15 protein-coding genes are annotated in these 25914 nt (G+C 58.3%); 11 read left to right on the top strand and 4 right to left on the bottom strand.

All coding sequences use genetic code 11. From position 1 onward, the window contains the following. Window positions 1-34 precede the first annotated feature (34 nt). Window positions 35-1891 (bottom strand): putative Na+/H+ antiporter, encoded by a 1857-nt coding sequence (locus J3U88_RS12255; protein WP_207859052.1) that lies wholly within the window; start codon window positions 1889-1891, stop codon window positions 35-37. Between the two features lie 927 nt (window positions 1892-2818). On the opposite strand from J3U88_RS12255, the gene J3U88_RS12260 reads away from it, so the two are divergent. Next, window positions 2819-4264: a sodium-dependent transporter gene (locus J3U88_RS12260; protein ID WP_207859053.1), complete on the top strand. Its 1446-nt coding sequence runs from the start codon at window positions 2819-2821 to the stop codon at window positions 4262-4264. 331 nt (window positions 4265-4595) lie between these two features. Continuing rightward, window positions 4596-5414 (top strand): menaquinone biosynthetic enzyme MqnA/MqnD family protein, encoded by an 819-nt coding sequence (locus J3U88_RS12265; RefSeq protein ID WP_207859054.1) that lies wholly within the window; start codon window positions 4596-4598, stop codon window positions 5412-5414. Between the two features lie 222 nt (window positions 5415-5636). Here J3U88_RS12265 and htpX read toward each other — a convergent pair whose 3' ends face one another. After that, on the bottom strand, window positions 5637-6491 hold the full coding sequence (gene htpX, locus J3U88_RS12270; protein ID WP_207859055.1) for a protease HtpX: 855 nt from the start codon (window positions 6489-6491) through the stop codon (window positions 5637-5639). 741 nt (window positions 6492-7232) lie between these two features. Here htpX and J3U88_RS12275 point away from each other — a divergent pair. Then, window positions 7233-9632 (top strand): serine/threonine-protein kinase, encoded by a 2400-nt coding sequence (locus J3U88_RS12275; protein ID WP_207859056.1) that lies wholly within the window; start codon window positions 7233-7235, stop codon window positions 9630-9632. Between the two features lie 79 nt (window positions 9633-9711). On the opposite strand, the gene J3U88_RS12280 is transcribed toward J3U88_RS12275, so the two are convergent. Beyond that, complete coding sequence (locus tag J3U88_RS12280) at window positions 9712-10485, bottom strand: hypothetical protein (RefSeq protein ID WP_207859057.1); 774 nt, start codon at window positions 10483-10485, stop codon at window positions 9712-9714. 335 nt (window positions 10486-10820) lie between these two features. Next, window positions 10821-11591 (bottom strand): hypothetical protein, encoded by a 771-nt coding sequence (locus tag J3U88_RS12285; protein WP_207859058.1) that lies wholly within the window; start codon window positions 11589-11591, stop codon window positions 10821-10823. Window positions 11592-12110: 519 nt separating this feature from the next. Between J3U88_RS12285 and J3U88_RS34625 the strand changes: the two genes are divergently transcribed. The 8 genes from J3U88_RS34625 to dacB all read left to right on the top strand — a co-directional run bounded on the left by J3U88_RS34625 (window position 12111) and on the right by dacB (window position 25837). Next, complete coding sequence (locus tag J3U88_RS34625; protein WP_279382524.1) at window positions 12111-12245, top strand: hypothetical protein; 135 nt, start codon at window positions 12111-12113, stop codon at window positions 12243-12245. Window positions 12246-12280: 35 nt separating this feature from the next. Further along, window positions 12281-13933 (top strand): methyl-accepting chemotaxis protein, encoded by a 1653-nt coding sequence (locus J3U88_RS12290; RefSeq protein ID WP_207859059.1) that lies wholly within the window; start codon window positions 12281-12283, stop codon window positions 13931-13933. Between the two features lie 506 nt (window positions 13934-14439). Further along, on the top strand, window positions 14440-15528 hold the full coding sequence (locus J3U88_RS12295) for an efflux RND transporter periplasmic adaptor subunit (RefSeq protein WP_207859060.1): 1089 nt from the start codon (window positions 14440-14442) through the stop codon (window positions 15526-15528). Next, on the top strand, window positions 15525-18545 hold the full coding sequence (locus J3U88_RS12300; RefSeq protein WP_207859061.1) for an efflux RND transporter permease subunit: 3021 nt from the start codon (window positions 15525-15527) through the stop codon (window positions 18543-18545). The genes J3U88_RS12295 and J3U88_RS12300 overlap by 4 nt, the downstream gene beginning before the upstream one ends. Continuing rightward, the gene (locus tag J3U88_RS12305) at window positions 18542-19801 is read left to right on the top strand and encodes a TolC family protein (protein WP_207859062.1); all 1260 of its coding nucleotides are present in this window, start codon (window positions 18542-18544) and stop codon (window positions 19799-19801) included. Before J3U88_RS12300 ends, J3U88_RS12305 begins: the two co-directional genes overlap by 4 nt. Before the next feature lie 7 nt (window positions 19802-19808). After that, a complete protein-coding gene (locus J3U88_RS12310; protein WP_207859063.1) occupies window positions 19809-20327 on the top strand; it encodes a MarR family winged helix-turn-helix transcriptional regulator in 519 nt (172 codons plus the stop codon). A 70-nt stretch (window positions 20328-20397) separates the two neighbouring features. Beyond that, window positions 20398-20859, top strand: a complete 462-nt coding sequence (locus J3U88_RS12315; RefSeq protein WP_207859064.1) for a hypothetical protein — start codon at window positions 20398-20400, stop codon at window positions 20857-20859. A gap of 952 nt (window positions 20860-21811) precedes the next feature. Continuing rightward, window positions 21812-25837: a D-alanyl-D-alanine carboxypeptidase/D-alanyl-D-alanine endopeptidase gene (gene dacB, locus J3U88_RS12320; protein WP_207859065.1), complete on the top strand. Its 4026-nt coding sequence runs from the start codon at window positions 21812-21814 to the stop codon at window positions 25835-25837. The last annotated feature ends 77 nt before the right edge of the window (window positions 25838-25914 follow it).

Below are 25914 nucleotides of genomic sequence, written 5' to 3' on the forward strand. Positions count from 1 at the left end.
GGCGGATACCGCGGGGCCCGGTGGGGCCCCTGCTTTATGACAAAACGTAAAAAATGCAGAAGGTGATCATCGTCGGCAGCAGCGCGTATTGCAACAACTTCACCGGCGAAACCCCGCCGTCGAAATAACCCTTAAGAATGGTTAAACCGGCCGGGTTGGGCGCGTTGGCAATGACGGTCAAACCACCGCCGGTCACGGCACCCGCCACAACGGCGATTTTGAGTTCAGGACTGAGGTTGGGTACAAGGGTCGACAGGTAGGTAATGGCCGCGTTGTCGTTGAAGGCGGTTAACACCATCGCCCCAAACATCAGCGGCAACTCGCCCAGCCTGCCCAGCACCGGTTCAATCCACCAGGCTTGCACGCCGCCGTGGATGACCAGACCACCGAGAAAGAAACCCACCAGCACGGGCACCTTGAGATCAATTTGGTTTTGGTAATGTTGGGTAATCGAGGTGAAGCCGAGGAAAAACAGCAGGCCGCCCATGAACAGCACCGGATAGTGCGCGGTGAAGACGGTCCAAACCATGAAGAGCACGTGGATCAGCATCATCCAGGCGGGCACGTGGTCCTCGCGCGAATTCCAACCCGGGTCGATGTAACGGGGGCGCCGTTTTTTCGGCAACAAGCCGGGAATCGCTCGCCCCATTTCCGCCTCGCGGATCTCGGAGAAACGCGCCTCGAAGGCCCACTCGAACAACTCAACACCACTCATTTTGATATCTTTGAAGTCCGAAAACTTTTCGTCGAAGACCTTGTCGAAAATGGTCTGCGCATCGGGGCTGTTCAGGTCCACGTCACGACCCACCAAGTCTTTGATGATGGTGGAACGGATATTGCGCTTAATGTCCTCGAACTTGTCGTCCAAACGCTCACCGAAGTGCAACTGATTTTCCAAAATCTTTTCGGTCTCTTCAAACTGCGCCAGCATGCGCGCGCTCGGCATGTATTTGCCGCGAAGCTCGTCACCCAAACGCACAACCGCGTATTTCACCTGCAATTTCTGCAGGTCCTCTCGGAAGATCCGGTAATAGACGAAGTTCACCACGCCAATACAGACCACGGCTTTCCAGCCGAAGTTGGTCAGCATGAACAACAAATCCCATTTCCAGGGACCCGCCACCATCAGCACCGGCGGCGCGGCGAAGTGGGTCAAGGTGCCACCAATAGAAACGTTGACGAAGAGCAGCGCCAAGGTTGCGTATTTAAGACTTTCCTTGGGGTTGAGTTTGTAAAATTTCTGCGACAGCAGCAGCGCGGAAATCGTCATGGCGGCCGGCTCGGTAATAAACGAACCCAAAATCGGCCCAAAGGTGAGAATCGTAAACCACCAGGCAATCAGCATGCCGCCAAACCAGTTGGCAATCCGCCACATCATCAGCTCGGACAGCTTGAGAATGGGCCGGGTACTGGAAAGGGTCATGATGGCAATGACAAACAGGGCCTCGGTAAAATTCACCTTGTAGGAAAGGTAGTGAACCACCGTGTCCCAGTCGTAGAACGCAAAAATCGCGGTCATCAACGCCAAGGCCCAGATCCCGAAGATCGCCTCTACCTCACCGAGAAAGTGCAGCAGGCGCGCGCCCATATGAACCGAACCGCGTTTGGCCTCGCCGCGATCAATCGCATCCTCGTGATCGTGTTCCCAACGATGGGAAACCTCCAACAACCTTGCCGACAAAAACGTATGCACAATCGCCAAAAAGAAAATCAGCGAGGCAACCAGGTTGAAGGGTTTGTCTTTAGCGCGAAAGAGGATGATTTCAAAAATGCCGTCGAGGTGTTTGTCGTCATAACGCTCAAGCGACGGGGGGAAATCAATATCACTCGCGTGGCCACCACCACCGCCCCCGGCCAAAACCGGGGCGAGACAAAAAACGAGTATCAGCAAGAGCCCCGAAAACGGGCGAACCTTATTTCTAAACGAGCGAAACCCGGACATGCCGGAATGAAGAAACGAATCGATCAACATGCAATAGCCTTTAACTAAAAGAACTCGAACCCACAAGAAGAACCAAAGCGAAAAGGCGCAAAAGAAGAATCGAATCGACGACGACCCTGGCCGTCTTATCGGTAAACTTTCCCGTACCATAACTGGTTCGGGGCGAGCTTTCAATAGTCGGCGTGCGCAAAAAGCGACCACCACGGTTGCGCCTAAAGGACTCAGTTTAACGGCCGGCTTATGCCGCCTCTCAAATCTAACACACCTTTTACCAAGCATTTACCCGGTATCTGCACCCGCCTACATAATAAAAAGAAGATCGGGAGCGGCGGGCAACCCAAGCGGCCCACCTCAAATTCTCACCAAACCCTCACCAAGTTTTCTCCGAGCCCCCTTTACATCCAGGACAAACCCTCGCATTCGGCAACCCTTATCCTCCGCGCCCCCCCTTCCCTTCCATTGATTGACACGCCCCCGCGGCTGCGCTACGATCTAGCCTGCATTTCGCATCTGCAACCGTCAAAAAGCGTAAACCGCTTGATATTACAGTGCTTGCGTCATTAACCGTCTGCCGCCTGGCTCGGTGCATCGCAATTACTCAAGCGGCTACCACGGGGGGCCGGCGCACTGGGACGCTTGCGAAAGCTCCGTTCGGCCGAAAACCGGCCCCGCACAGACCAACGAAACGCAACGGATCATGGGGCGTCGGGTCACCCCGACATAAGGATCCGTGTTTTACCTATTGTCCTTCCTGAGAGCCGCTTCCAACCTGCCGCAATCCTTCAAAAACAGGGCGTCGCGCGGATGGTGCATCTCACGGGGGGCCGCTGCAAAACGGGGCGGCGATTTTATTTGATGGATTTGGAGGAGGACGGCTTGTCCAATCAGCGCGATCAATGGAGCAGTTCCCTAGGATTTGTGCTCGCCGCCGCCGGTTCCGCCGTGGGACTCGGCAATTTATGGAAATTTCCCTACATCACTTGGGACAACCAAGGCGGGGGTTTCGTTCTTGTTTATTTAGCTTGCATTCTTCTGGTCGGCATGCCGGTCATGATGGCCGAAATTGTCATCGGCCGTTTTACTCAAGAAAGCCCGGTACCGGCTTTTGAAAAGGCGGCCAAATCGCTGCCACTTGAAAAATTTTGGCCGATTGTCGGCTGGCTGGGCGTCATCTCCGGCCTGGTGATTCTCTCCTTTTACGCCGTTGTCGCGGGTTGGTCGATCAGCTCGTTTTACTATTGCCTCAAATGGACCTTCAGCGGCTATAGCCCGGACGATTTGAAGTTCGGTGACTTCGTCGGCAACGGGCCGCTGCAACTGGGCCTCACTCTGGCCTTCAGTACGATTACCGCGTTTATCGTCACCCGCGGCATCGCGGGCGGCATCGAAAAAGCCACCAAGGTGTTGATGCCGGTGCTGCTGTCGATCCTGGTGTTGTTGACCCTGAACAGCTTTACCCTGGACGGCGCGGGCAAAGCCATCGCCTTTATCTTCACGCCCAGCCCCATGAAACACGCGGAACAGGGCATTCTCGAAGCCCTCGGCCACGCCTTTTTCACCCTCTCCCTCGGCATGGGCGCGATGATCACCTACGGCTCCTACATGGGCAAAAAAGAGTCCATTGTCAAAGCCTCCGTCGCCATTGTCCTGCTCGACACCGTGATCGCTTTGATGGCCAGCTTCATCATGTTCACCATCCTGTTTAGCTTCCCTTCCGTGATTGAAAACATGGGCAAAAGTACCGCGGGCATGCTGTTTGTCACCCTGCCGGCCATGTTCTACACGGAAATGCCGTTTGGCAACATCATCGCACCGATCTTTTACATCTTGGTCGGTTTCGCGGCGCTGTCCTCAACCATCTCCCTGCTGGAAGTGGTCGTCTCCCTGTTCATCGACAAGATGAAATGGAGCCGCCTCAAGGCGACGGGTACCGCCGCGGGCACCATTTTCTTGTTCAGCATTTTGTGCGCCCTTTCCAACGGCGGCAGCGAATGGCTGACCAACTTCAAGTTGTTCGGCCAAGCAGATAGCGGTTTCTTCTACACCCTCAACAAAATGTTCTTCGCGGACAAAGCCGGTTTCATGAACGCCTTCGACCACCTCTCGGCCAACTGGCTGCTGCCGGTCGGCGGGTTCTTCATCACCTTGTTCGTGGGCTGGGTGTTCCCCGCCAAGTCAACGGCAGCCGAGTTGGGCATGCTGGACGCGTCCGGCAACCCGACCAACGCCTTCAAAGCCATTCAATTCAGCTTGCGTTTCATCGCACCGCTGGCGATTGGCTACATCATCCTGAAAATCTTCTTAGGCGCCGACTTTACCTAAGCACAAAGGGCGCGGACGGTGACCCGCAAGGGTTGCCGTCTTTGGGATGAACCCCTTTTTGCGGTAAGACCTAAGAAGCGCTGACGCGGTGGTTTTGACTAAACTTCTGGGCTACAACGGCCTGTGAAAATGCTCAGGGACGGCGGGTGCGCGTCGTGCGCGACCCCGGTCCGCTTTTCCCAAGCCATTTCGCGCCAGATCTTTAGCCAAACCCCCTCGCGCTTATCGCGCCTCTTAGGTATGATGCTGCATGGTGACGGAGACAGACGCCTCCCCACCCCCAAGGTCGCATGCCCGCATACCAAACGAGGCCGCGGCAGAGGTTGGTTCTTTGCTACACGACACGTCGATTCCGGTTCGTTTCAGTATTATTGATTATTTAAACGCGTTGCCGTTAAACATGGCTTTTAAAGACGGTATTTTTGGGGACGAGGTCAACCTTCATTTTGATTTCCCCTCTCAATGTGCCGACAACTTGGCCTCGAACCGTTGCGATGTCGGTTTGATCAGCAGCATCGAATACCAGCGTATTCCTCACTTACTGGTCGCACCACACATTTGCATCGCCTCACGCCGCGAGGTGCGCAGTGTGCTGATTTTGACCAAAAAACCCCTGGCCGAGGTACACACCTTGGCCTTGGACCGTTTTTCGCGCTCCTCCGCCGCCCTGGTCCAGGTCATTTTCCACCTGCGCTTCGGTCGCCAACCTCGCTTTTTGACCATGTCGCCGCGACCGGAGGCCATGCTGGCGGAAGCCGACGCCGCGCTCATTATCGGCGACGCCGCCCTGCGCCCCTTGCCCGAGGATGTGGCCAAAATCGATCTCGCGGCGGAATGGTTCCAACGCACCGGTTTGCCCTTTGTCTTCGCCTTCTGGACCATGCGCCCCAATCTGCCCACGGATAAAATCAGCGCCATGTTGCTCAAAGCCAAAAACTACGGCCTGCCGCAAATCGAGCAGCGCATGCCCGAAATTCGCGCACGTTGGGATTTCCCGGCCGAAGAAATCCAACATTATTTCCGCCACAACATTCACTATGACCTGGGCGATGAGGAACGCGAAAGCCTGCAACGCTTCTACCGCTACGCGGAGGAAGTGGGTTTGATCAAACACCCCCGCCCCCTGCGTTGGGCCGACGAAGGCCGTTAATCCGCCGCGGCCTCGGGCGTTTGTCCCCAGCATTCAGAGAAAACCCGGTGCTTCACGAGCCCGCATTTCCCACAAGGATCCTTAGCAAGAAGCTGAGCGCCGTGTGATTACGAAGATGACGACCGAGAGACGGCCTAGACGTGCACCATAGAAAAAGCCGCGACTCCTTTTATAGGCATCGCGGCTTTTGGTGGTTCTACGCCCCCCGAAAGGGACATGGGATTACATCGCGTTGAGGCGTTCGATGCGGTCTTCCAAGGTTGGGTGGGTCGCCCACAGAGAAACGCGCTTCGGGCTGCTGATGCGCTGCAGCGCCATGGCACCGGAGACACGGTCGGCCGCGGTCACATTGCGCAAAGCATCCAAGGCCTGGGCCATGGAACGCGGGCTCGTCAACCGTGCCGCGCCGGCATCCGCGCGGTATTCACGCTGACGACTGAACCAGGAAATGGGGATGTAGGCCAGCATCATAAAAACGTTCTCCAGTACAAACACCACGATGATGTAGCCGAAGAACCCCAAACCACCGCCCTCATCGTCACTCAGGAAGGTATCGATGGCCATCGCCACCATCCGCGCGAAAAACATCACGAAGGCGTTGGCGACACCGGTCAACAAGGCCATGGTGACCATGTCGCCGTTGGCGACGTGGGAAACCTCGTGGGCGGCAACCGCCTCCACTTCCCGTTCATTCATTTGGTCCAAAAGACCGGTTGAAAAAGCGACCAGTGAACTGTTTTTGGAGGGGCCGGTCGCAAAGGCGTTGGGTTCCGGGGATTCGTAAATACCGACCTCGGGTACCGCGATGCCGGCCTCGCGCGCCAATGTTGCAACCATCCGTTGGAGTGGCTCTCCCTCGGGCAAAATGTGAATGCCCATGGTACGTTTGGCGACCCAGCGGCTAATGAACAAGGAGATCATGGCGCCGCTCATCCCAAAAATACCGCAGAAAATGGCGATACCCGTGGTGCCGCGCACCTGGATACCGAGCATGGGGAGCACGATGTTCATGATCACCCCGACAGTGACCACGACGAGCAAGTTGGTTAGAAGAAACAAGCCGATGCGCTTGAACATAATGGTTTTTTCCTCCGAAAGCTTTTGCAAACAGGTGTTTTAGATGGTTATGAAACAAAGGGCCGGGGTGTCGGCGCCAAGTGATGCAACGCCGAACGACAACAGGATGATCACCCCTCGACCGTTCCCAAGAAGGGCGCGTGTTCCTTTTCGAGAGGGCCATTCATTTAATGAGGCTATACTGATTCAGACCCTGATAGGTTTCAAGTAGAACCGTACGGTTGAATGTAAAATTAAAAGTAAGAAACCCCGCCGGCCCACCACCGCATGCTGCTCAGTTTTGAGCTAACCCTTTATATTTAATTGAATTAAATCCGATCAGTCATCCCTTAAGCACGTCTGATCGGCGCGTAAAGAAACCCCTGATCACGAAGGGTTCGTCGTTCTTTGGGTATTCCTGGACAAACAAAGGGCCTACCGAGACACGCTTTCCGACAAAACGCCTTCCGCCACAACACGGCGGCGCGGGGCGGCGTTATTGAGCACCCCGAAGGATTCAAACCAAAAGATTTTTTGAAAAAACCGGTCGATGAATACCGGGGATTTTTCATCCAAACGGACCCATGACCTGACTGGCGTATCGCGCCCCTTGGCATTGAAGCATCCTGTCCGGTAGAAGAAGCCGCTTGGTTAAGCGGGCGGAATTCGCTACATTTTTCTAGACACCCGCAACCTCCGCGTCGCAACCTTTGCCGGCGGCGTGGTGGGACGACCACAGCCACAAGGAACACCAGCTCAATCATGACCGAAGTGCCGCCAGATCATCCAAAGGAGACGCCGGAGCCCGCCCCCCTACCCGCACAGATCGGCCCCTACCGGCCGACAGCCAAACTGGGAGAAGGCGCCGTGGGTGTGGTTTACGCCGCCGAACAAAACGAACCCGTCCAGCGTCGGGTCGCCGTAAAAGTCATCAAAGGCGGCATGGATTCCCATCGCGTGCTGCATCGCTTCCGCCAAGAACAACAGTTGCTGGCGGGCCTCAACCATCCCTACATTGCGCGAATTTACGACAGCGGGGTCACCGACACGGACACGCCTTTTTTTGCGATGGAATGGATTGACGGCAGTCACCTCACTCATTTTTGCAACGGCAATCGCCTCTCTATCCGTGATCGGCTTGCGCTGTTCGGCAAAGTTGCCGAGGCCGTCGCCTACGCGCACCAGCGCGGCATCATTCATCGCGATCTCAAACCCGCCAACATCTTGGTGACCGAAACCGGCAGCGAGGTTATCCCCAAAATTATCGATTTTGGGATGGCCAAGGCGGTGAGCAATACCGGGGAAACACCGAACCCGCAACAAACCCGGCTCGGCGCCGTGGTCGGCACCCCGGCCTACATGAGCCCGGAACAGCGCGCGGGCCGGGATACCGACACACGGGGCGATCTCTACGCGCTGGGCATCATTTTGTACGAGCTGATGCTGGGCGACCTGCCCGACGCGACCAAAACAGCCTCGATCCTTTCCAACGAAGCCTTCGACCAGGATGCCCAAACCGGATGCGCGCCCTCGATCACGCGTCACTTCTCCCGGCTTGAAAAAAAAGAACAACAAGCGGCGGCCGAACAGCGCAACACCACGGCCGCGGCGATGCGCCGTGCTTTGGCCGGCGATCTTGACGCGCTGATTCGCAAAGCCATGGCGCCCGACCGTGAGCTGCGCTACCAAAGTGTCGGCTTGTTACGCGACGATGTGCGGCGGCGGGAACGCGGAGAACCCATCCACATTGATTACGGCACACCGCTCCAGCAAGGCCTCCGCCTCGTGCACCGATTTCGGGTGCCCATCGCGGTGGTGTCCGTGGTGGTTGCCGCCCTGGTAACCGGCACCTTCTTTTCGGTTCAAGGTATGAAGCGGGCCGAGGCCGGCCACCGCCAAGCGGTCGCCGCCGCCGACCACGCGCGCACCATCCAAAACCACCTCAGCCGCTTCTTACAATCAGCCGAGGCCGACGATCCCGACGCCACCCTACTTACCCTGCTGACCCGGTACAGCGACCAACTGACCCCGCAAGCCGAACCCGACCCCTTCATTCGCGCCATGCTCCACCACACCGTTGCCAACACCTTTTTTAACCTCGGCGCCAATGATCGCGCGGCATTTCACGCGCAAACCGCGCTTGATCTGCGCGCGCAACACCTTCACCCCAACCATCGCGACCACCTCGAAAGCCGGCGCGTGCTGGGCGCCATTTATCGCGAACAGGGCAAGGCCAAAGAAGCAGCGGCCATTCACCGAGAGGTCGCTTCAGCCTATGAAACCCACCACGGACCGGAAGATCCCGATACCCTCAGAGCACTTTCCGACTTAGCCTTGGACCTGCGCGATCTTGACGGCGCCGCGGAGGCGGCCGAAATCATTCATCGCGTTTTTGAAACCCGCAAACGGGTTTTGGGCAAAGATCACCCCGCCACCCTTTCCGCGATGAATAGCGTCGCCCTGGGTTTGGCCGAAAACGGGGAAATCGACCAAGCCAAGGCCATGCTCAACCACATCATTGACCTGCGCTTGGCCAAATACGGCCCTGATCACGCCCGCACCTTGCTCGCCCGCTACAACCTGGGCCGCACCCTTTTGGACGAAAAACGGCTCGAGGAAGCGCTCCCGATCCTTGAAGAAGTCCATCGCGCCCAGGAACGGGTGATTGAAAAAACCCACATCCGCACCCTGCGCAGCGCCAACGCCTTGGGCGCCGCCTACCTGATGCTCAATCGCCTCGACGATGCGGAACCCATTTACCTCGAATACTTGCCGCTCGCGCGACGCCATTACGGTCCCGAGAACCAGGTTACCCTCGAACTGACCACCAACCACCTCGGCCTCCACTTCAAAAAAGGCCGATTCGATCAAGGCGCGATCCTGGCCGGAACCAACTGGTCCTCGCTGAAAAGCGTGTTGGGCGAAACCCACCCCACCACCTTACGCGCACTCAGCAACTACATTTCGTTCCTCTACCGCGGCGGACAATTTGGTAACGCGAGTGCGGTCCTCACCAAAGAACTGCCCGTCGTCGCGGAAAAACTCGGCGACCATCATGCCGTCACCCAACGCTTCGCGCGAATCCTCAAAAAAAGCTTGGACCGCGCGGGCCGTAAAACCGAGGCTGAATCCGTAAAACAACGCTACAGACTGAAAATCTGAACCATTTAACCGGCTCAGACAGAAATGAAGAAAGGCGGCCGGTCGTGACCCGCCGCCTTTTTCCAAACAACTTTAAGCGTTATTGAGCGATTTGTTGCCCGCGAAAATAATCACAGCTCTCGGGCACCATCACGCGTTCAATGCTCAACATGTCCTGCAAGCACGCCTCCTGACTCCCGCACTGAATGAATTCCAAGTACTTGAGCAGCACATAATTCACTTCACCCGAACAGGTATCGCGGTTGAGCAACGTCTGTTTGGTTGCCTGGACGATCACCTTTTCAATCAATTCGGGCGAATGCTGGAAACCCAAAACGTTGTTCATTTCCTCGGCGGCAATCCAGATATTGGTGGCATGTTGCAAATCACGGGTTCCGCCCAGGTTAATGCTCGTGGTGCTCCCGCCTTGAATTCGTTTTTGATGCATGTTCAGTGTACGGGTCACGTTGCCGATGGTCTCGCCCATCGCGGTTACCTGCAGGGTATCCACCATTTGAAAGTCAATCTCATAGGTGACACCGTCGTCCACGGTGAAGGCAACCTGACGCGTAACCGTTTTGGTGTAGGTTCCATCGTAGTTGTTTCTGTAAAGCTCTTCCAAGAAAACGCGGATGCCTAAGGCTTCACCCGTGGGTTGAAAGGCAAGCGTGAAATCACCCTGCGCCCAACATTCGCTGTGCAGCGCATCTGGATCGGGAAAATTCCGCCCCGTCTTACCGGAGCCGGTGGTTACAAATTGGAAATCGACATCGGGATCGTCGGAAACATTGGCGCCGTTTTGGGCGAATACCATTGGGGAGCTAAAGGTTAAGGAAAACGAGGCAATTGCAAACATAAGAAATAAGTTTTTCATGAGGACACTCCAAAACAAGCGAAACGCTTATGGATTAACCCGCAACGCTCCTAAGCGACGAACGGGCGAGACAAGCTGAGACCTGGCCGTAACAGGCAAATCCCGTCAGTCAAAAACGGTTTTTTCTGCCTGCTTCGTAGAGGAAAGGTGTGATTGCGTCTGGCGCGGGGACATTTAATTTTGTTTTTTTTGAGATTTTTTTCGCAGACCGCGCGCCGTGAAAGAACCACTGAATCTTGGACGGCTTTGCCGGTCACGTAAACAACAAACCCACCGCCCCACGACAGCGTGGGCGAAACCCGCGAGGTTGTGGGACACTGAGTTCAAACGGAACCTTATTTGCCTTCGAAGCTTCCGACAACGCCACCGGCCGCGCAGTAAGGAACCAGGGCGCGTTCCATGCTCAACATGCCTTGCAAGCAATCGAATTCACCGGTGCAACCTTCGTATTCAAAAAACTTGAGCAAGAGGTAGTTCAACTCCTCGGCACAGGTATCGCGGGTTTCCAGAACCTGGATCATGGCCTGCTCAATGCCTTTTTCAATCATTTGGGGCTGAAAGGCGTACTCAAAAACTTTGTGGGTTTCATCCGCGGCGATCCAGTTAAGCGGCGCATCTTGAAGGTCCCGGTCACCATCGATGGTAATCGTGGTGGAACCACCGAAGCGAATTTCGCGTTTGGACAAGTTGAAGGTGCGCGCCACCTCGCCGTAGACATAACCGTAACGGGTCATTCTGCTGAAGTCGCGTACTTGGAAATCCATGTCGTAATCAGTCATGCGATCAACAAAAAATTCAACGCGGCGATCCACGACCTTGTTCCAAGAGCCGTCACCGTTGTCGGTGTAGGTTTCTGTTACGGAAACGCGGATGTCAAGCGATTTTCCGGTCGGATTGTAGACCAAGGTGTAGTTCCCTTCCGCAAAATTGACGATGTCGCCACCGCTGGGGTCGAGGGGAAAACTCACGGGGGAACCGCTGTTTGTCACCGTGTAGGAAAAATCAAGGTTGGGATCATCCGATACGTTGGTGCCGTCACTTGCCCAAAGGGTTTGGGCGGTTAAACCGAAAAAAGCAACTGCTAAAATAATCCATAATTTTTTCATTAGATAACTCCAATGCGCACCGCGCAATGTGATTGACGACCTGAGACCCAAAATACGGCCAACGGATCCCGCCGCGGCGCCGGCATAAAACCGGCTTCAGAAAGGAGAGGTGTCGATTCGGTCAGGATGGGGACACGTTTTTAAAAAAAATCACCAACGCAAACAATTCCATAGCTTTACCCCCTGAAATCCACCTGCCGACCCGGCCCCGTCACCCGCTTTTTACGCTTTCTTTCAACAAAGGCTCAGACTATCCCGCGCCCAACCGATAAGCCGGTACATCGCGGTAGAACAAACCAAACGATGGAATGACTCGGGACAGGAGCCTGACCTTGATCCATCGCATGCCCACACCCGGGATGGTTCTGGTTTTCTACGAACCCAATCGTCATCCATCCGATTGGCGGAAAGCCGGCTAGGTGCGGCGTGCCGAACACCAGGATTGGATGCGCCTCGTGTGGGGTAGCGGCCGTGAGACCCCTTTGTTCGCAAGCGGGGTTTCCGGGGAAACACGACGATGTGTCTGGAAAGCTTGTTTACCACGGCGGTCTTAGCGCCGGTCGCGGTCATGCCGAGGAAAGCTCGGGGACCGCGGCGATTAAAGCATTGGCGGCGGGACGTCACACCCTCGCCAAAGTTCCCGTTTATGGCTGATATTTAGATTCAAAAAGATTGGGAGAACCACAAACATGTCTATCGATACCGCATCAAACGACGCCCTCATTGCCGAGCGAACCACAGAACTTTTCCGACAGCGGCAACAACATTATTTCAGCAAAATCGACCGGCTTTTGGTCGGATTACTGATCGCGCAATGGCCCGCCGCCGTCGTCTTTGCCTTGCTGGCAACGCCGCGAACCTGGGACGGAACTGTCGCGGATACCTACGCTCACGTCTACCTTGCCGTCGGCTTGGGGGGTTTGATCTCCTTGGTTCCATTTTTCATGTGGCGCCGTGCGCCGGGCATGGCGGTAACCCGTTATGCGTTGGCAATCGCGGGCATGCTCTACACCAGCATCTTTACGCATATCGCCGGCGGCGTCGACGAGGCCCACTTCCACTTTTTTGTGATGGTTTCCTTTATCGGCCTCTATTTTGATTGGCGCACCACCCTAACCGCCGTTGTGGTGATCGGCGCCGATCATTTGCTACGTACCCTTTTCATTCCCGAGTCCATCTTTGGCGCCGCCGACAATCCTTGGTTCCAAATGATCCGTCATTATCTGTGGGCGATTGTGATGGCGGCGGTGCTGATCCTAGCAGGACGATGGATCACCCAAGAAAAACAGGAAGCCGCGCGCCATTCCGCACAAGCCTCGGTTCAAGCTGAAACGCTGGCGCAACAACAGCAGCTTATGGCCGAGAAACAAAACGAAGAACATCAACGGGCCGAGGCAGCCGAGGCAAGGGTGCGTACCCTGCTCGCCGTGGTTGACCGCGCGGCGGACGGTGATTTAACCGGAACCATTGAGGTAGCGGGCGACGACGCCGTGGGCCGGGTTGCCAAGGGGTTGGAACAGTTGCTCGCCAACTTCCGCACCGGCATGCACCAAATCGCCTTGCAAACGGTGGAAATCAATGAGACCGCGGCGCAACTGGAAAGCCTGAGCAACGGACAAATTGAGAAAGCCGAGGAGGCCATCGTCACCGGCGCGGACATTCGTGTCTACGGCGAGCAAATCACCGAGAGCATGCATGCCGCCGCCGGTCGCATTGAAGCCTCGATTAGCATCAACGACGAGGTCGTCGCCGGTTCCAACCACGCCGCGGAGGTGGCCCAACGCGCCGAGGGCGAGGCCCGCAACACCGGTGAAATCATCGACCGACTCGGCAAAAGTAGCCGCGAAATCGGCAACGTGGTCGCCGTCATCGAAAAAATCGCCTCCCAAACCAACTTGCTCGCCTTAAACGCCACCATTGAGGCCGCGGCGGCGGGTGATGCCGGCAAAGGTTTTGCCGTGGTTGCCCAGGAAGTCAAAGAACTGGCCAAACAAACCGGCGACGCCACCGGCGACATCAGCAACCGTATCGGCACCATGCGTGAGGACGTCAACCAAGCCATTCAAGCAGTCACACAGATCACCAACATCGTTACGGAACTCAACGACATACAACAGAACACGGTTGCATCGGTCATGCGTCAGGCGGAGAACACCACCGACATCAACCAGAGCATCAACAACGCCAACCAGCAGCACGATCAATCGATGGGCCACGTAACCCTGTTAACCGAGGCCCTGCAACAAACCGGCGCCGGCGCGGCCCAAACCGGCGAAGGCGCCAAGCGCATGGTTTCCGTGGCGGACAGCCTCAAAGCCCTGGTTGACGCCTTCAAAGTCTAACCCGCATTTCTCACCAGAAGTTCTGCTCCGGCGTTGAAATAGCTGCGATGACTTAGGTTACTTGGCTGCACCGTTGCAAAGCAACGGCGGGGCGGCCTCGACGTAGCGCTGCCACGCCGAATGGTCGGCCCCGCTGCGTTTGCCCTCGGTCGTAACCTGTGTTCTCACAGCGATTTCAAAGCCTCGCGACGAATTCTGGTGAGAACCGCGGGCTAACCTGGCGGGGCGAACCGGCCCCCCTTTGCCACCTATCCCGAAAGCAAAGCGTTACCCGATTGAAGTCGTGCCTTCTCCCCAAATGAATGCCACCATGCTCACCGATCCATAACAACCTTTGGTTCCCACAAGCACAAGGCAAGGTCGCATCCGTGTGAGGATATTGCACAAATGTGTACTTGCACTTTTTACTTGCATCGCCGCGAGCGTGCATATACATTCTTTACCAACGCCCCGTCGTGGGGCCTTTTTTTGACGCCAATATGTGCACCTACACACAGGAGGCTTTCGTGCGACTTCTTACCTTCCTCGCTTCCCTCTGCCTGACCACCCTCGTCCTCTTTGTTCTTTGGTGGAAACAACCCGCTTTTGCCGAACCCCAACCCGCCCAACAACCGCTGGTTGTCGCCACCGCCCCCGTCACCCTCGCCCAACAGCAAAGCTTTCGCCTTTACGGGGTGACCCGTGCCCGCGACACCGCCAACCTGTCTTTTACCGTCGGCGGCCGTTTGGAAACACGCCCCTTTGAGGTGGGGCAACAGGTCGCCAAGGACCAGGTTCTGGCGCAATTAGATGCAGATCCCTTTCGCCACCAACTGGCCGGTTTGCAGGGCAACCTCACCGAATTGAACACCCTCATCGCCCAGGCCGAGCGGGATCAAAACCGCTCCTCCGATTTGTTTCAGCGCGGCGCCGCGACCAAAGAAGAAGTCGAAAAGGTCGGCGCCGGCTTGACCGCACAACGCGCCAAACGCGACGCCCTTCAAGCCCAAATCAAAGAGATCCGCCGACTCATCGACGAAACGACACTGCGCGCGCCCGTTGCCGGGGTCGTCACCCAAACCTTCATCGAAGCCGGTGAATACGCGCGACCCGGCGCCCCGATTTATGCGCTCAGTGGCGCCGGCGCCGTGGAGGTCGCGGTTGAGGTGCCCGAATCCTTGCTCCCCCACATTCGCCTCGGCATGTCGGTATCGGTTGATTTTCCCCTACTCGGCCGCCGCGCCGAGGCGGGAACGGTTCGCCATCTGGGCTCCAGCAGCCTCGGACCCGGCCACCTGTTTCCGGTCCACGTCGCCATCACCCCCTTCGACGGCCTGATCTCCGGTTTAACCGCCGAGGTGGCCATTGCCCAAGAGGACGAGCCCCAAATAAGCATTCCCGTTGAAGCCGTGCTCAGCCCTTCCGGCGAGCGGGCTTGGACCTTTGTGTTGGTTGACGGCCGGGCCAAACGCGTGCCGCTCCAGTTGCTCCAACTCCAGGAACAAGGCGTGATCGTTCGCGGCGCCTTGAAGCACCATGACCGGGTGGTGATCGGGGCACCGGCGCTGTTACACGACGGTGACCCGGTGATCGTCGGCCAGGCGGTGACGCCATGAAGTTCCTATGGATCGGATTGGAACGGGCCAAGCTAACCTTGGCCGCGGCCTTCCTCCTCTGCGCAACCGGCCTGGTCGCGTGGCGGGTGATGCCGCGCATGGAAGATCCCCGTATTCCCGAGCGCAACGCCCTATTGATCACCGTTTATCCCGGCGCCGACCCCGAACAAATCGCGCGTTTGGTGGCCGATCCGCTGGAAGAACAACTGGCCGAGGTCGACAGCATCACCCGTATCGAATCGGAAATCCGCGCCGAGGTGGTGGTGACCACCTTGAAACTGCGCGGATTCCTCGACGACGATCAAGCGATTAACGCCGAATGGGACGAGGTACGCCGTCACATCCATCGTGCAACCCTTGAATTCCCGGCCGGGGTCTTGCCACCGATTTTGGATACAGACATCCTCGAAACCGAGGCGGTGCTACTGGCCGTCACCGGCATCGACGATCCCCTTGCCCTCATGGAAACCGCCGAAAAGGTCAAAAAAGCGCTGCTGCAGTTGGACAGTGTGGCCGCGGTAAAAATCGCGGGCGATCCCGGCGATCAAATCACCGTCGCTTTTGACGACGCCCAAGCCCGGCGGCTCGGCCTCAACGCCGGCGTGTTGGCGCAACAACTCCAGCAGCGCAACCTCAATCAGCCAGGTGGGAGCGTAAAAACCGGGGGATTGGGAACCTTCTTGCGACCACGGGCCGAGTTCCGTGACCTCGAGGATCTGCGTACCACCCCGATTGTGCTGCCTTCCGGCGCCGCCGTGCCGCTGCACAGTATTGCGCGGGTGGAACGCGGCCCGCGGGAACCCATCGGCGAGATCATGCGCGTCAACGGTCGCCGCGCCGTCGGGCTGGGCGTGGTTCCGGTCGACAACATCAACCTGGTGACCTTTGGCAACGAGGTGCGCGCCCTCACCGAGGACCTGAAATCCCGCGTTGCTCCCTTCACCCTGACCGAGGTGACCTTTCAACCGGCACGGGTCGCAGATCGGTTGCAAAACCTGAGCCTCTCCCTTTTGCTGGGGATCGCCGTCGTGTCACTGGTTTTGGTCTCAACCATGGGTTTGCGCTTGGGTTTGGTGGTGGCCTCGGTTGTGCCCATGATCGCCCTAGCCTCGGTCGCCTTGTTTTTCTTCTCGGGCGGCATCCTGCACCAATTGTCCATCGCGGCCCTGGTCATCGCCTTGGGTTTGTTGGTTGACAACGCCATCGTGATGGCCGAATCCATTCAATGGCACCTGGATCACGGCTTGGACGGCGTCACCGCCGCCAAAACAGCGCTGCGCGAATTGGCCCTGCCCTTGTTGGCAGCCACCGGGACCACCCTCGCCGCCTTTGTCCCGATGCTGCTGGCGGAGGGCGACGTGGGCAGCTTCACCCGCGACATCCCGCGCGTCATCATGATCACCCTCGCCGTCAGCTACTTTTTTGCCCTCTGTGTCACGCCCACCTTAAGCGCGCGCTTCCAAAAACAACTGATTCGCGGGGAACAGCAACAACGCTGGGACCGCCTGGCGGCGATTTCGGTGAACCACCCACGTAAGGTGCTCCTCGCCGTGGGCTTGGTCCTGATCACCGCGGCCCTCGGCGCAACCCGCATGGACCAGCAGTTTTTCCCATACGGGGATCGCAACCAACTCTTGGTGAGCCTGGAACTCCCCGTCGGCAGCCACATCCAGACAACCACCGCCGCCGCGGAACAATTGGAACGCCTGGTCAAAAACGATCCTTTTGTGGTTGGTTCGGCGACTTTTATCGGGCGCAGCGCGCCCCAGTTTTACTACAACCTGCCCAAATACCCGGCCGCGCCGCACCTTGCCCAGGTGCTGCTCACCACCCAATCCACCGAGGGTTTGGCGGCGTTTGCCGACAGGCTGCGCGGGGAAATGCAGCGTTTGGTTCCCGAGGCGGTCACGATCACGCGCATCATGGAACAAGGCCCGCCGGTCGACGCCCCCATCGAGATCCGCATTAGCAGTGAAGATGCGCGCGTCCTCGAACAACGAACCGAGGCCGTCGTCGCCATCCTGGAACGGCAGCAAGGCGTTCACAGCATCCGTCATAACCTGGGTCGCGGTCAGCCCACGCTCACCTTTCGCGTGAACGACGCGGCCGCGGGGCGCGGACACCTAAGCCGCGGCCATGTCGCCCAGGCACTCGGCCGCCAAACCCGCGGCATTTTGGCGGGTCAATTCCGCGAGGCCGACGATCCCGTGCCCATTCTGGTGCGCGGCGGGGCAGGAGAGTTCACCCCCCTGCCCCAACTGGCGAGCCTGGATATCGCCAACGGCGCCGGCAGCCCCGTCCCCCTGCAACAAGTTGCCCGCTTCACAACGGAATGGGTCCCCTCCGTCATCCACCATCGCAACCGCGCGCGGACGGTCACGGTCTCAGCCAACCTGGCGACCGGCACCCGCTTCAACCAGGTCATCGGCCCGCTTAAACGCGATCTGGGAGAATTGACCTGGGACACCTTGCTCCGTTACGAATTGGGCGGTGCCGTCGAGGCCTCAGACACCGCGCGCGGGGCCATTTTGCGCAACATGCCCACCACCTTGCTGCTCCTGGTTTTTATTTTGCTGGCCGAGTTCAACCGCTTCCGCGAGGTCGCGATTGTGATGATCACCATCCCACTTTCGGCGATTGGGGTCATTCCCGGTCTGCTCCTTTTTAACCAACCCTTTGGGTTCATGTCCTTGTTGGGCGTGCTGGCCCTGGCCGGGATCGTGGTCAACAACGCGATTGTGTTGATCGAGGTGGTCAAAGAAGGCCGCGCCGCCGGTCTGCCGTTGCCGGAGGCGGTCCGCAAAGCCGTACGCAAACGGACGCGGCCGATCCTGCTGACCACGGCTACCACCGTGGCGGGCTTGCTGCCGCTGGCACTGTCTTCTTCCTCGCTGTGGCCGCCGATGGCCTGGGCGATGATCTCCGGCCTGCTCAGCGCCACCATGCTCACGCTCCTGGTGGTGCCTGCTTTGTACCTGGTCTTGTTCCGCAACGCATCCGAGGAGGTGGTTGTATGATGCTGATTCTGTTTTTTGTTCTGGCACAATCCGACGCGGAGCACCCCCCGCGTTTCACCCTAGACCAAGTGATCGAGCAGGCCCAACAACGGCCGCAACTGACCGCCGCGGCGTTGCAAACCGAGGCGGCTCGTGCCGAGGCCGACGCGGTCGCCGCCCAGCTCAACCGGCCCCACCTCGATGCCGCTTTGCGCTACCAATACCAAGACCCGGTACCGGCCTTGGTCACCCCCATCGGCACCCTTGAACAGGGCGACCGCCATAGCGGCGTGTTCCAAATCGAGGCGCGCCAAGCCCTGATCGACATCGCCGGCCGCGGGTACAGCGTCCCGGCCTTGCGGAACTTGGCGGAAGCCCGCGGACACAACCAAAACCGGGTTCGTCTCGACCTGATCCAGGAAGCCGCGCTGGCTTTTGTTCAAAGCCTTCGCTATGAGGCCCAATTGCGCAGCATCGAAACCTTCATTCAAAGTTTGACGGAACGCGCGCAACAGGTTCAAGCCCAAGTGGATGCGGGCCGCGCGTTGCAATCCGACCTGCTCAAAATCAGCCTGCGTCGCGAGGACGCCAAACTCACGCTGATCCGGCTCCAAAACGCCTACGCGGTGAGCCAAATCAATTTAGGCCGAACGCTCGGCCTGGCCGGGCCCGCCCAACCCCGTTACGAACGCGGCCAATTCCCGCGGGCACTTCCCGCCAAGGACGATGCGGTACGGTTGGCGCAAAAACAACGGCCCGAACTCCAGGCGTTGGCCCGGCAACAACGGGCTTTAACGCTGCAAGCCCAGGCGGTGCGCGCCGACCGCCTGCCGCGGCTCGATGCACGTTTGGCGCTGGAAGCCATGGAACCCTCACCCTTCAGTGAAGATCGTTTCGCAACAGCCCAACTGGTAGTGCGGCAACGGCTGTTCCGCGGCGGCGCCCGCAAACATCAAGCCGCCGCGAAACGCATGCAGGCCCAGGCTGTTTCATCCGGCCAGGTTGAGCAAAAGCGCCGCATCACCCTTGAGTTGGAAGCGGCCTATGCGGCTTGGCGGACGGCGATCACCGCCATTCGCGTGCGCAAGCTCGACGTCACCCAGGCCACCGAAACTTTGCGAGTTGAAGCCGAGCGCTACCAGAGCGGGCGCGCCACCCTTAACGATGTACTCGACTTCGAGGCGGTCCTCAACGACCGCCGCACCCTGGCGGACCTGGCCGAATTGGATCTGCTCACGGCCTGGATTCAGTACGCCCGCGCCACGGCGTCCTTTTGAGGCAGAAATGAAGCATCCCCCCAAGCCGGCCGACCCGCTGGACCCCGCCGCTATCGGCCCCTGTTTCTATTTTAAAATCAAACGTTTGTCCCGCTTAATCGGCCGTTGTTACGATCCTTTCCTCAACGAAATCGGGCTAAAAGGCACCCAATTCAGCCTGCTCTCCGCCATTTACCAACTGGGCGCACCCAGCACCGGCGAACTGTCACATGTCCTTGGTTTGGACCGCACAACCCTAACCCGCAATACAACCGTATTGATCGAGAAGAACTGGATCACCACGGAAAAAAAATCAAGGCACAACCATTACCGGTTAACGAACGAGGGCAAGGCCATATTCACGAAAGCCCTGCCGTTATGGCGGCACGCACAACAAGCACTCCGCCACCAAGTCGGCGCCCAACAATGGGACAGTTTCCTGCATGAGGTCGACGTGGTAGCCTCCAGCCTGCAAACCCCTTTTGCTCAAAAAAACGCTTCACAACCCGTGGCGCTGATCGACGCCGTGCACAGAAAGCAGGGGTAACGACCCTCTTTCTCATCTTTTCACGCCCCGGCCACCGTAGAATATCGGATCACACCCAACGGAGGCAGGGATGCGCAACGAAAACCCTTTTGAATCACCGGAAACCGAACTCGCACCGCCCATCCCAGTTGGTGAAGACTTTGCCTTTTACTTCGATTCCTCCTGGCGCTACTTCACCCACGTTTGGGCGGGTTTTTCGTTATTTCACCTTCTGTTCATCGGCATCGGATTCCTCCCTATTTTAGGTCTTGTCGTCGGTATTACAGGGGTCCTGCGGCTGAGGAAACCCGCAATTACAATGAACGCCGATCACCTGATTACGATCCCGCTAATAGGTGGTCAACAAAGAATCTACCTCTGGCGCAAACTCCATGAGCTGACATCTGTCAGCGAGGATGCACTTACCGTCAAAGACGTCGACGGCCAATACAAAGACGTCTCGTTGACTTTTATGAAAGCCGAGACCAAACGCAACGCGATAAAAGAAGCTTTGAACTACTACCGCTTGGCAAAAGAAACACCGGCCGAATAACGCGATCCATCTGTAAATAAAAGGTAAACCCGGCGCATCATTAAGAACTCCATAAATCCCCTAAACCATTCATTAATTTAGCTATGGCCCATATCAATACGTAAAGCCTACGTGACAGATTCTCATCTTTTTTTTCATGACGGAGCCGTCAACTTTAACGATTTCGCGCAAAAACGCAACCGCTAATTTTGGTTTATCCATGCTTGGATGTGCTGGATCACCCTTTCGTGGGTTGACAACCTTTCGGGCTTGAGATTACCTTGCCGGCCGGTAATTTTGCCGTTACAGTTCGGTCCATAGCGGGATTCTTGGTTTCGCTTTTTTTTAGCATCCATCCATTTTTTAACCCGCACGCTTCCTTCATCGCGCCCATCAGCGCACGTCCTGTTTCTCCAGTCCGCATTCCGTATGAATGATGCGGACCGGCTCCCTTCGGCGACATCCTTCCCTTCCCTGGACCGGGGTTGATCGCCCGTCTTCGCGGCCTCTTCCTGCCCTTTTTTGGACGCCGGGGCCATGCCCCGCGGCAACCCGCGCGGACACACCTAATCTATTGGGTCTTCCCTTCTCTCGATTCGTTGCCGCAATCGGCCGTTTCACCTGAAAAGCATACAGACATCACACCCTTTCGGTGTACGCCACAGCCTTCATCGCCCGCACCTTGTGTGCGTCGGGATCCTTTGGCGCGTCCGCCCTTCTCTACGCCGGCCTGAGAGATGGACGCGTCCGATCACCTGAACCCGCATTGAGTTGCCGGGCAACGCCTCGTGCCTAACCGACCCAGCGCCGGTCGACCTGCCCGTGCCCACGTGCACCGCCCGGATCGACACGACCGCCCCTCGTTTGGGGATATCCCGACCGCCGCGGGAACATTTGGGTTTTGGCAGGGTGCTCCTTTTTGGGATGTGGCGGTACACGGACGCGGTGTACCCATCTTTAAGGAGTTTTTCCCATGAATCGATGGATTCAGCGGTCACTCACCGCCGTTCTTTTGTTTCTACCCTTGTTTGCTTCATCATCGCTCTACCACAAAATCCGCGATGGTCGCACCGGCGCCATGCTGGAAGGCATGCTGCACCTGACCCGTCACCACGACGGCGAAAGCGCCATTGCCCGCGCCGCCGTCAGCGGCAAAGCAGAACTTATATTGGAGCCAGGGATTTACACCATCCGCGCTGAGGCTGAAGGTTACCTTCCCCTGGAAACAACGATTACCGTCAACGACGAAACCCCCGTGGAAACCGTCGCGTTCCACCTGGACCCGGTGCCCATGCCCGAAGGGTTGCGCCGCAAAACCACCGACCTACCCGAGGACCAGGCCCAACTCGAGGGTTACCTGTACGACAAAGACACCGGACTGCCCTTGGTCGGTCACCGCGTGCTGATGGAAAACCAAGGATACGAAGGTGTTACCGACGAAGACGGGCGTTTCGAAATCGTTTACGCATGGGAACAACCGATTGACGCGGGTAACAAACCCTACGTGACCGTCGACAACCTGATCATTGAAAGCGAGGATCGCCGCACCACCTTGCAAAATATTTCCTTGCTTCCGGGTGTCACTATCTTGCGCGAGGACCTCGATATGGAAAGCGGCGGTATCTCGGAAGATCGGCGCCACCGGCTAGACCGCGGGGTGCCAACCCAAACCGAGCTCAGCCCGCAAACCCAAGTCAAACCCCAATTCAAACGCGCCCCGGCCGTATCGCGGTTCATCAAACCACCGGCGAGCATTCGTATCGGCATGGATTGTAGCTGCTCAACCTGTAGCCGGGTGGTGGTGCGAAGCCTGGAGACCTACGTCGCCAACGGGCTGAAAAGCGAATGGATCGCTTCTTGGGGCATGGATTCCCTGCGCTCGGGCGCCATCGCCTTCCGCTCCTACGGTGCATGGCACGTGGACAACCCCAAGGCGACCCATTACGACATTTGTTCCACCACCTGTTGCCAGGTGTATACGGATACCACCAACAGCCGCACCGCCCAAGCCGCGCGCGACACCGCGGGTCTGATGCTGGTCCAAGCCGGCGAAAGCACCGCGTTCCGCTCCGAATATTCGGCTCAAAACAACGCCTGGGACGATCCCAACGACGGGCTCACCTGCAACAACGGCGATTTGAGCTGCGGCAACGGTTCGGTGGGTTCGCCGTCCACCGGTTGGCCTTGTTTGGCCGACAGCGTGGGTCGCAACCGCGGTTGTTTCGGCCACGGTCGCGGCATGTCCCAATGGGGCACCCATTACTGGTCGCAACAGGGCCGCAATTGGGCCTGGATCACCAACCACTACTACAACGCCAACGGCAACGGCAGCGGCAAACGCAACAGCGCGATCAGCCATCCCTTCGCGTTGGGGGCGCTGCAGGTTTCCAGCGGCCAAGCGCGTCCCGGCACCGCGATTACCTTGGGCCTGAACGTCACCAACCACGCCGGCGCCACCCACCGCATTTTGTTCGGCGCTTCGCTTCGCGACGCCTCCGGCGCCTACACCAGCGACGCCGCCAACGACAACCTGATTACCCTCGCCCCGGGCGCGGGTTTGTTGCAACGTCCGTTCAACATCCCCGCCGGCTTGGCGAGCGGTTCTTACCGCGTGGTCGTCGGTTTGTACCTCGACGCCGACGGTAACGGGCAACTCAACAGCGGTGACTTCCGTTTCCATCTCACCGAATCGAGCCAAGCGCTGGTGATCGGCGACGGCGGTCCCCCGCAAGCCCAGCTCAGCCTGTTGATTGACGACGCCGCCAACCCGATTGTGTTCAGCGTCGACGCCGACGAAACGGTCACCCGCGTGCGTTACTACCAAGGCGAAACCCTGCTGGGTGAATCCGAGGAACGCGCCGACGCGTTCCGCATCGAACGCACCTTCTCCGCGGGCGCCGCCGCAACGATCACGGCACGGGGCTACAACAGCGCCGGCCTGGAAGTAGCCGCCGATACGGGGGACTTTACCGCACCGGGCGAAGATGAAGCACCCACGATTGCCTTTGCCAATCCCGGTGTGATCGTGAACCCGGCCGTATTTTACGTACAAACCGGGGCAACCACCGCGCGGGTCGTCTACCTAGCCGACGGTTCGTTCAGCCTGGGCGAAAGCAGCAACGCCGAAAACCGTTTCGCGGTTACCTACCGCTTTAGCGGCGTGGGTCCCCGCAACCTAAGCGCGGTCGCTTACGACGCCGACGGCAACGAAATCGCCCGCGAAGATCGCTCGATCACCATCCGCAACCAAGCGGTGGTGCTGTCGGCGCCTTCGCCCATGACCAACCCGCTGCACCTCAGCGCGGATGCGGCGAGCAACGTCACCCGTATTCAGTACCTTGCCGATAACCGCTGGGATCTGGGCACGAGCACGGACCGCAACGCGGCCTTTTCGGTTTACCCGCAATTCGGCACCACCGGCGAACGATCGATTACCGTGGTTGGTTTCGACGCCGCCGGAAACGAGGTCGGCCGCGACACCCGCACGATCACGATCCGCAACGAACCCTTGTTCTTCATCACCCCCTCGAACACGACCAACCCGGCCAAGCTCCAAGTACGCGCCTCGGGCGACACGGCCCGTATCGACTACTTCGCGGACGGTACCTGGCCGTTGGGCAGTTCACGCGCGCGCTGGAACGACTTCAGTGTCACCTACCCGTTCAACCAAGAAGGCCGTCGCAACATCAGCGCGGTGGCTTATGACCGCGCGGGCCACGAGCTGCGCCGCATCGAGGTACCCATCACCATCGGTTCCGGCGGCGGTACCGGTGAACCCGATCCGCAACAAGGCACCAGCCTGCAAACCTCGATTCGCAACATCTTTAACGCGGCCTCTTCCCATAGCTTGAGTGGTCGGGTTGAGAGCCTCAGCGGCGGGTTCACCTACTTCACCTGGAACGCGGGCGTCGGCAAAATTCCGGCCTCCAACCAGAAAATGTGGGTTACCGGCGCGGCCTACCACTTCCTCGGCGAGGACCACCGTTTCGAAACCGACATCCACTTCAACGGCACCTTCTCCGGCGGCACCCTCAACGGCGACCTGATTATCTACAGCCGCGAGGACTACACGATGGCCCTGGCCTACGGTGGTCGCGATCCGGTCTTTAACCGCATCGTCGACCAACTCAAAAGCCAAGGGTTGCAGCGCGTCACCGGTCGCGTGCTCGCGATGGGTAACTGGTACGAAACCAACTACTACAGTCGCAGCTACAGCGCGCGTCTGAGTTCGGCGGCTTCGCATTTCCGCAATGTGTTGCGGAATCGCGGCGTCACCGTTAACGGGAGCAGCGGCACCCTCGGCGGCATCAACGCGCCGGACAACCGCGTCTACACCCACCGCTCGCGCACCATCGCCGAGGCCTTTAAGGACCTCAACAAACCCAGCAACAACACCTACGCCGACATCCTGCGCGCCCACCTCGGCCACGTCGTTAAAGGCCGCATCTCCTCGGCCGCGGGCGGCGAAGCCATGATGGACTTCTTGGCCGAGATCGACGCCGACTACCCCGAAAACCGTGTCGCCGACGGCTCCGGTCTCAGCTACAGCAACCGCCTCAGCGCCCGCACGCTGATCAAAATGATCCGCACCCTGAAAACCAACCCGGCCACGGCAAGTTGGGAACAGACGCTGGCCGTCGGCGGTGTCGACGGCACCTTGCGCAACCGCCTGACCGAGAACGATGTTCGCGGCCGCGTTTTCGCCAAAACCGGAACCCTGAACCCGGTTGTTTCGCTTTCCGGCGTGGTCACCAACCGCCACAACGGCAATTCCTATTTGTTCTCGTTCCTGATGAACGACGTGGTCAGCAAAACCAACGCGCGCGCCACGGTAGACCGCGCCGTGCGCCTGATCGCTTCCAACTTCGAGGGTCCGCGCAACAAAGGCGACTTCATGCATGAAGAACCACCCGTGGTTTTCCTTGAGGAAACCCAAAGAGCGCTTGCCCCCGATGAATGGGAACAAATCGTTCCGGCCTTCACCGTCCTTGAGCCATAGTCCGATCAGCGCCGCGGCGCGCAAAACCTCGGCAGTCAATAAACGCGGCGGGACCCCCGTCCCACCGCTCTGTCTCG

The sequence above is a fragment of the Acanthopleuribacter pedis genome, assembly GCF_017377855.1.
GTDB lineage: Bacteria > Acidobacteriota > Holophagae > Acanthopleuribacterales > Acanthopleuribacteraceae > Acanthopleuribacter > Acanthopleuribacter pedis.

What these genes read in the sequence shown, in the direction of transcription:
- J3U88_RS12315 (WP_207859064.1), top strand. Translation starts at nt 20,398, where the DNA reads ATGCGCAACGAAAACCCTTTTGAATCACCGGAAACCGAACTCGCACCG.
- J3U88_RS12280 (WP_207859057.1), bottom strand. Translation starts at nt 10,485, where the DNA reads ATGAAAAACTTATTTCTTATGTTTGCAATTGCCTCGTTTTCCTTAACC.
- J3U88_RS12275 (WP_207859056.1), top strand. Translation starts at nt 7,233, where the DNA reads ATGACCGAAGTGCCGCCAGATCATCCAAAGGAGACGCCGGAGCCCGCC.
- J3U88_RS12310 (WP_207859063.1), top strand. Translation starts at nt 19,809, where the DNA reads ATGAAGCATCCCCCCAAGCCGGCCGACCCGCTGGACCCCGCCGCTATC.
- J3U88_RS12285 (WP_207859058.1), bottom strand. Translation starts at nt 11,591, where the DNA reads ATGAAAAAATTATGGATTATTTTAGCAGTTGCTTTTTTCGGTTTAACC.
- J3U88_RS12290 (WP_207859059.1), top strand. Translation starts at nt 12,281, where the DNA reads ATGTCTATCGATACCGCATCAAACGACGCCCTCATTGCCGAGCGAACC.
- dacB (WP_207859065.1), top strand. Translation starts at nt 21,812, where the DNA reads ATGAATCGATGGATTCAGCGGTCACTCACCGCCGTTCTTTTGTTTCTA.
- J3U88_RS12305 (WP_207859062.1), top strand. Translation starts at nt 18,542, where the DNA reads ATGATGCTGATTCTGTTTTTTGTTCTGGCACAATCCGACGCGGAGCAC.
- J3U88_RS12300 (WP_207859061.1), top strand. Translation starts at nt 15,525, where the DNA reads ATGAAGTTCCTATGGATCGGATTGGAACGGGCCAAGCTAACCTTGGCC.
- htpX (WP_207859055.1), bottom strand. Translation starts at nt 6,491, where the DNA reads ATGTTCAAGCGCATCGGCTTGTTTCTTCTAACCAACTTGCTCGTCGTG.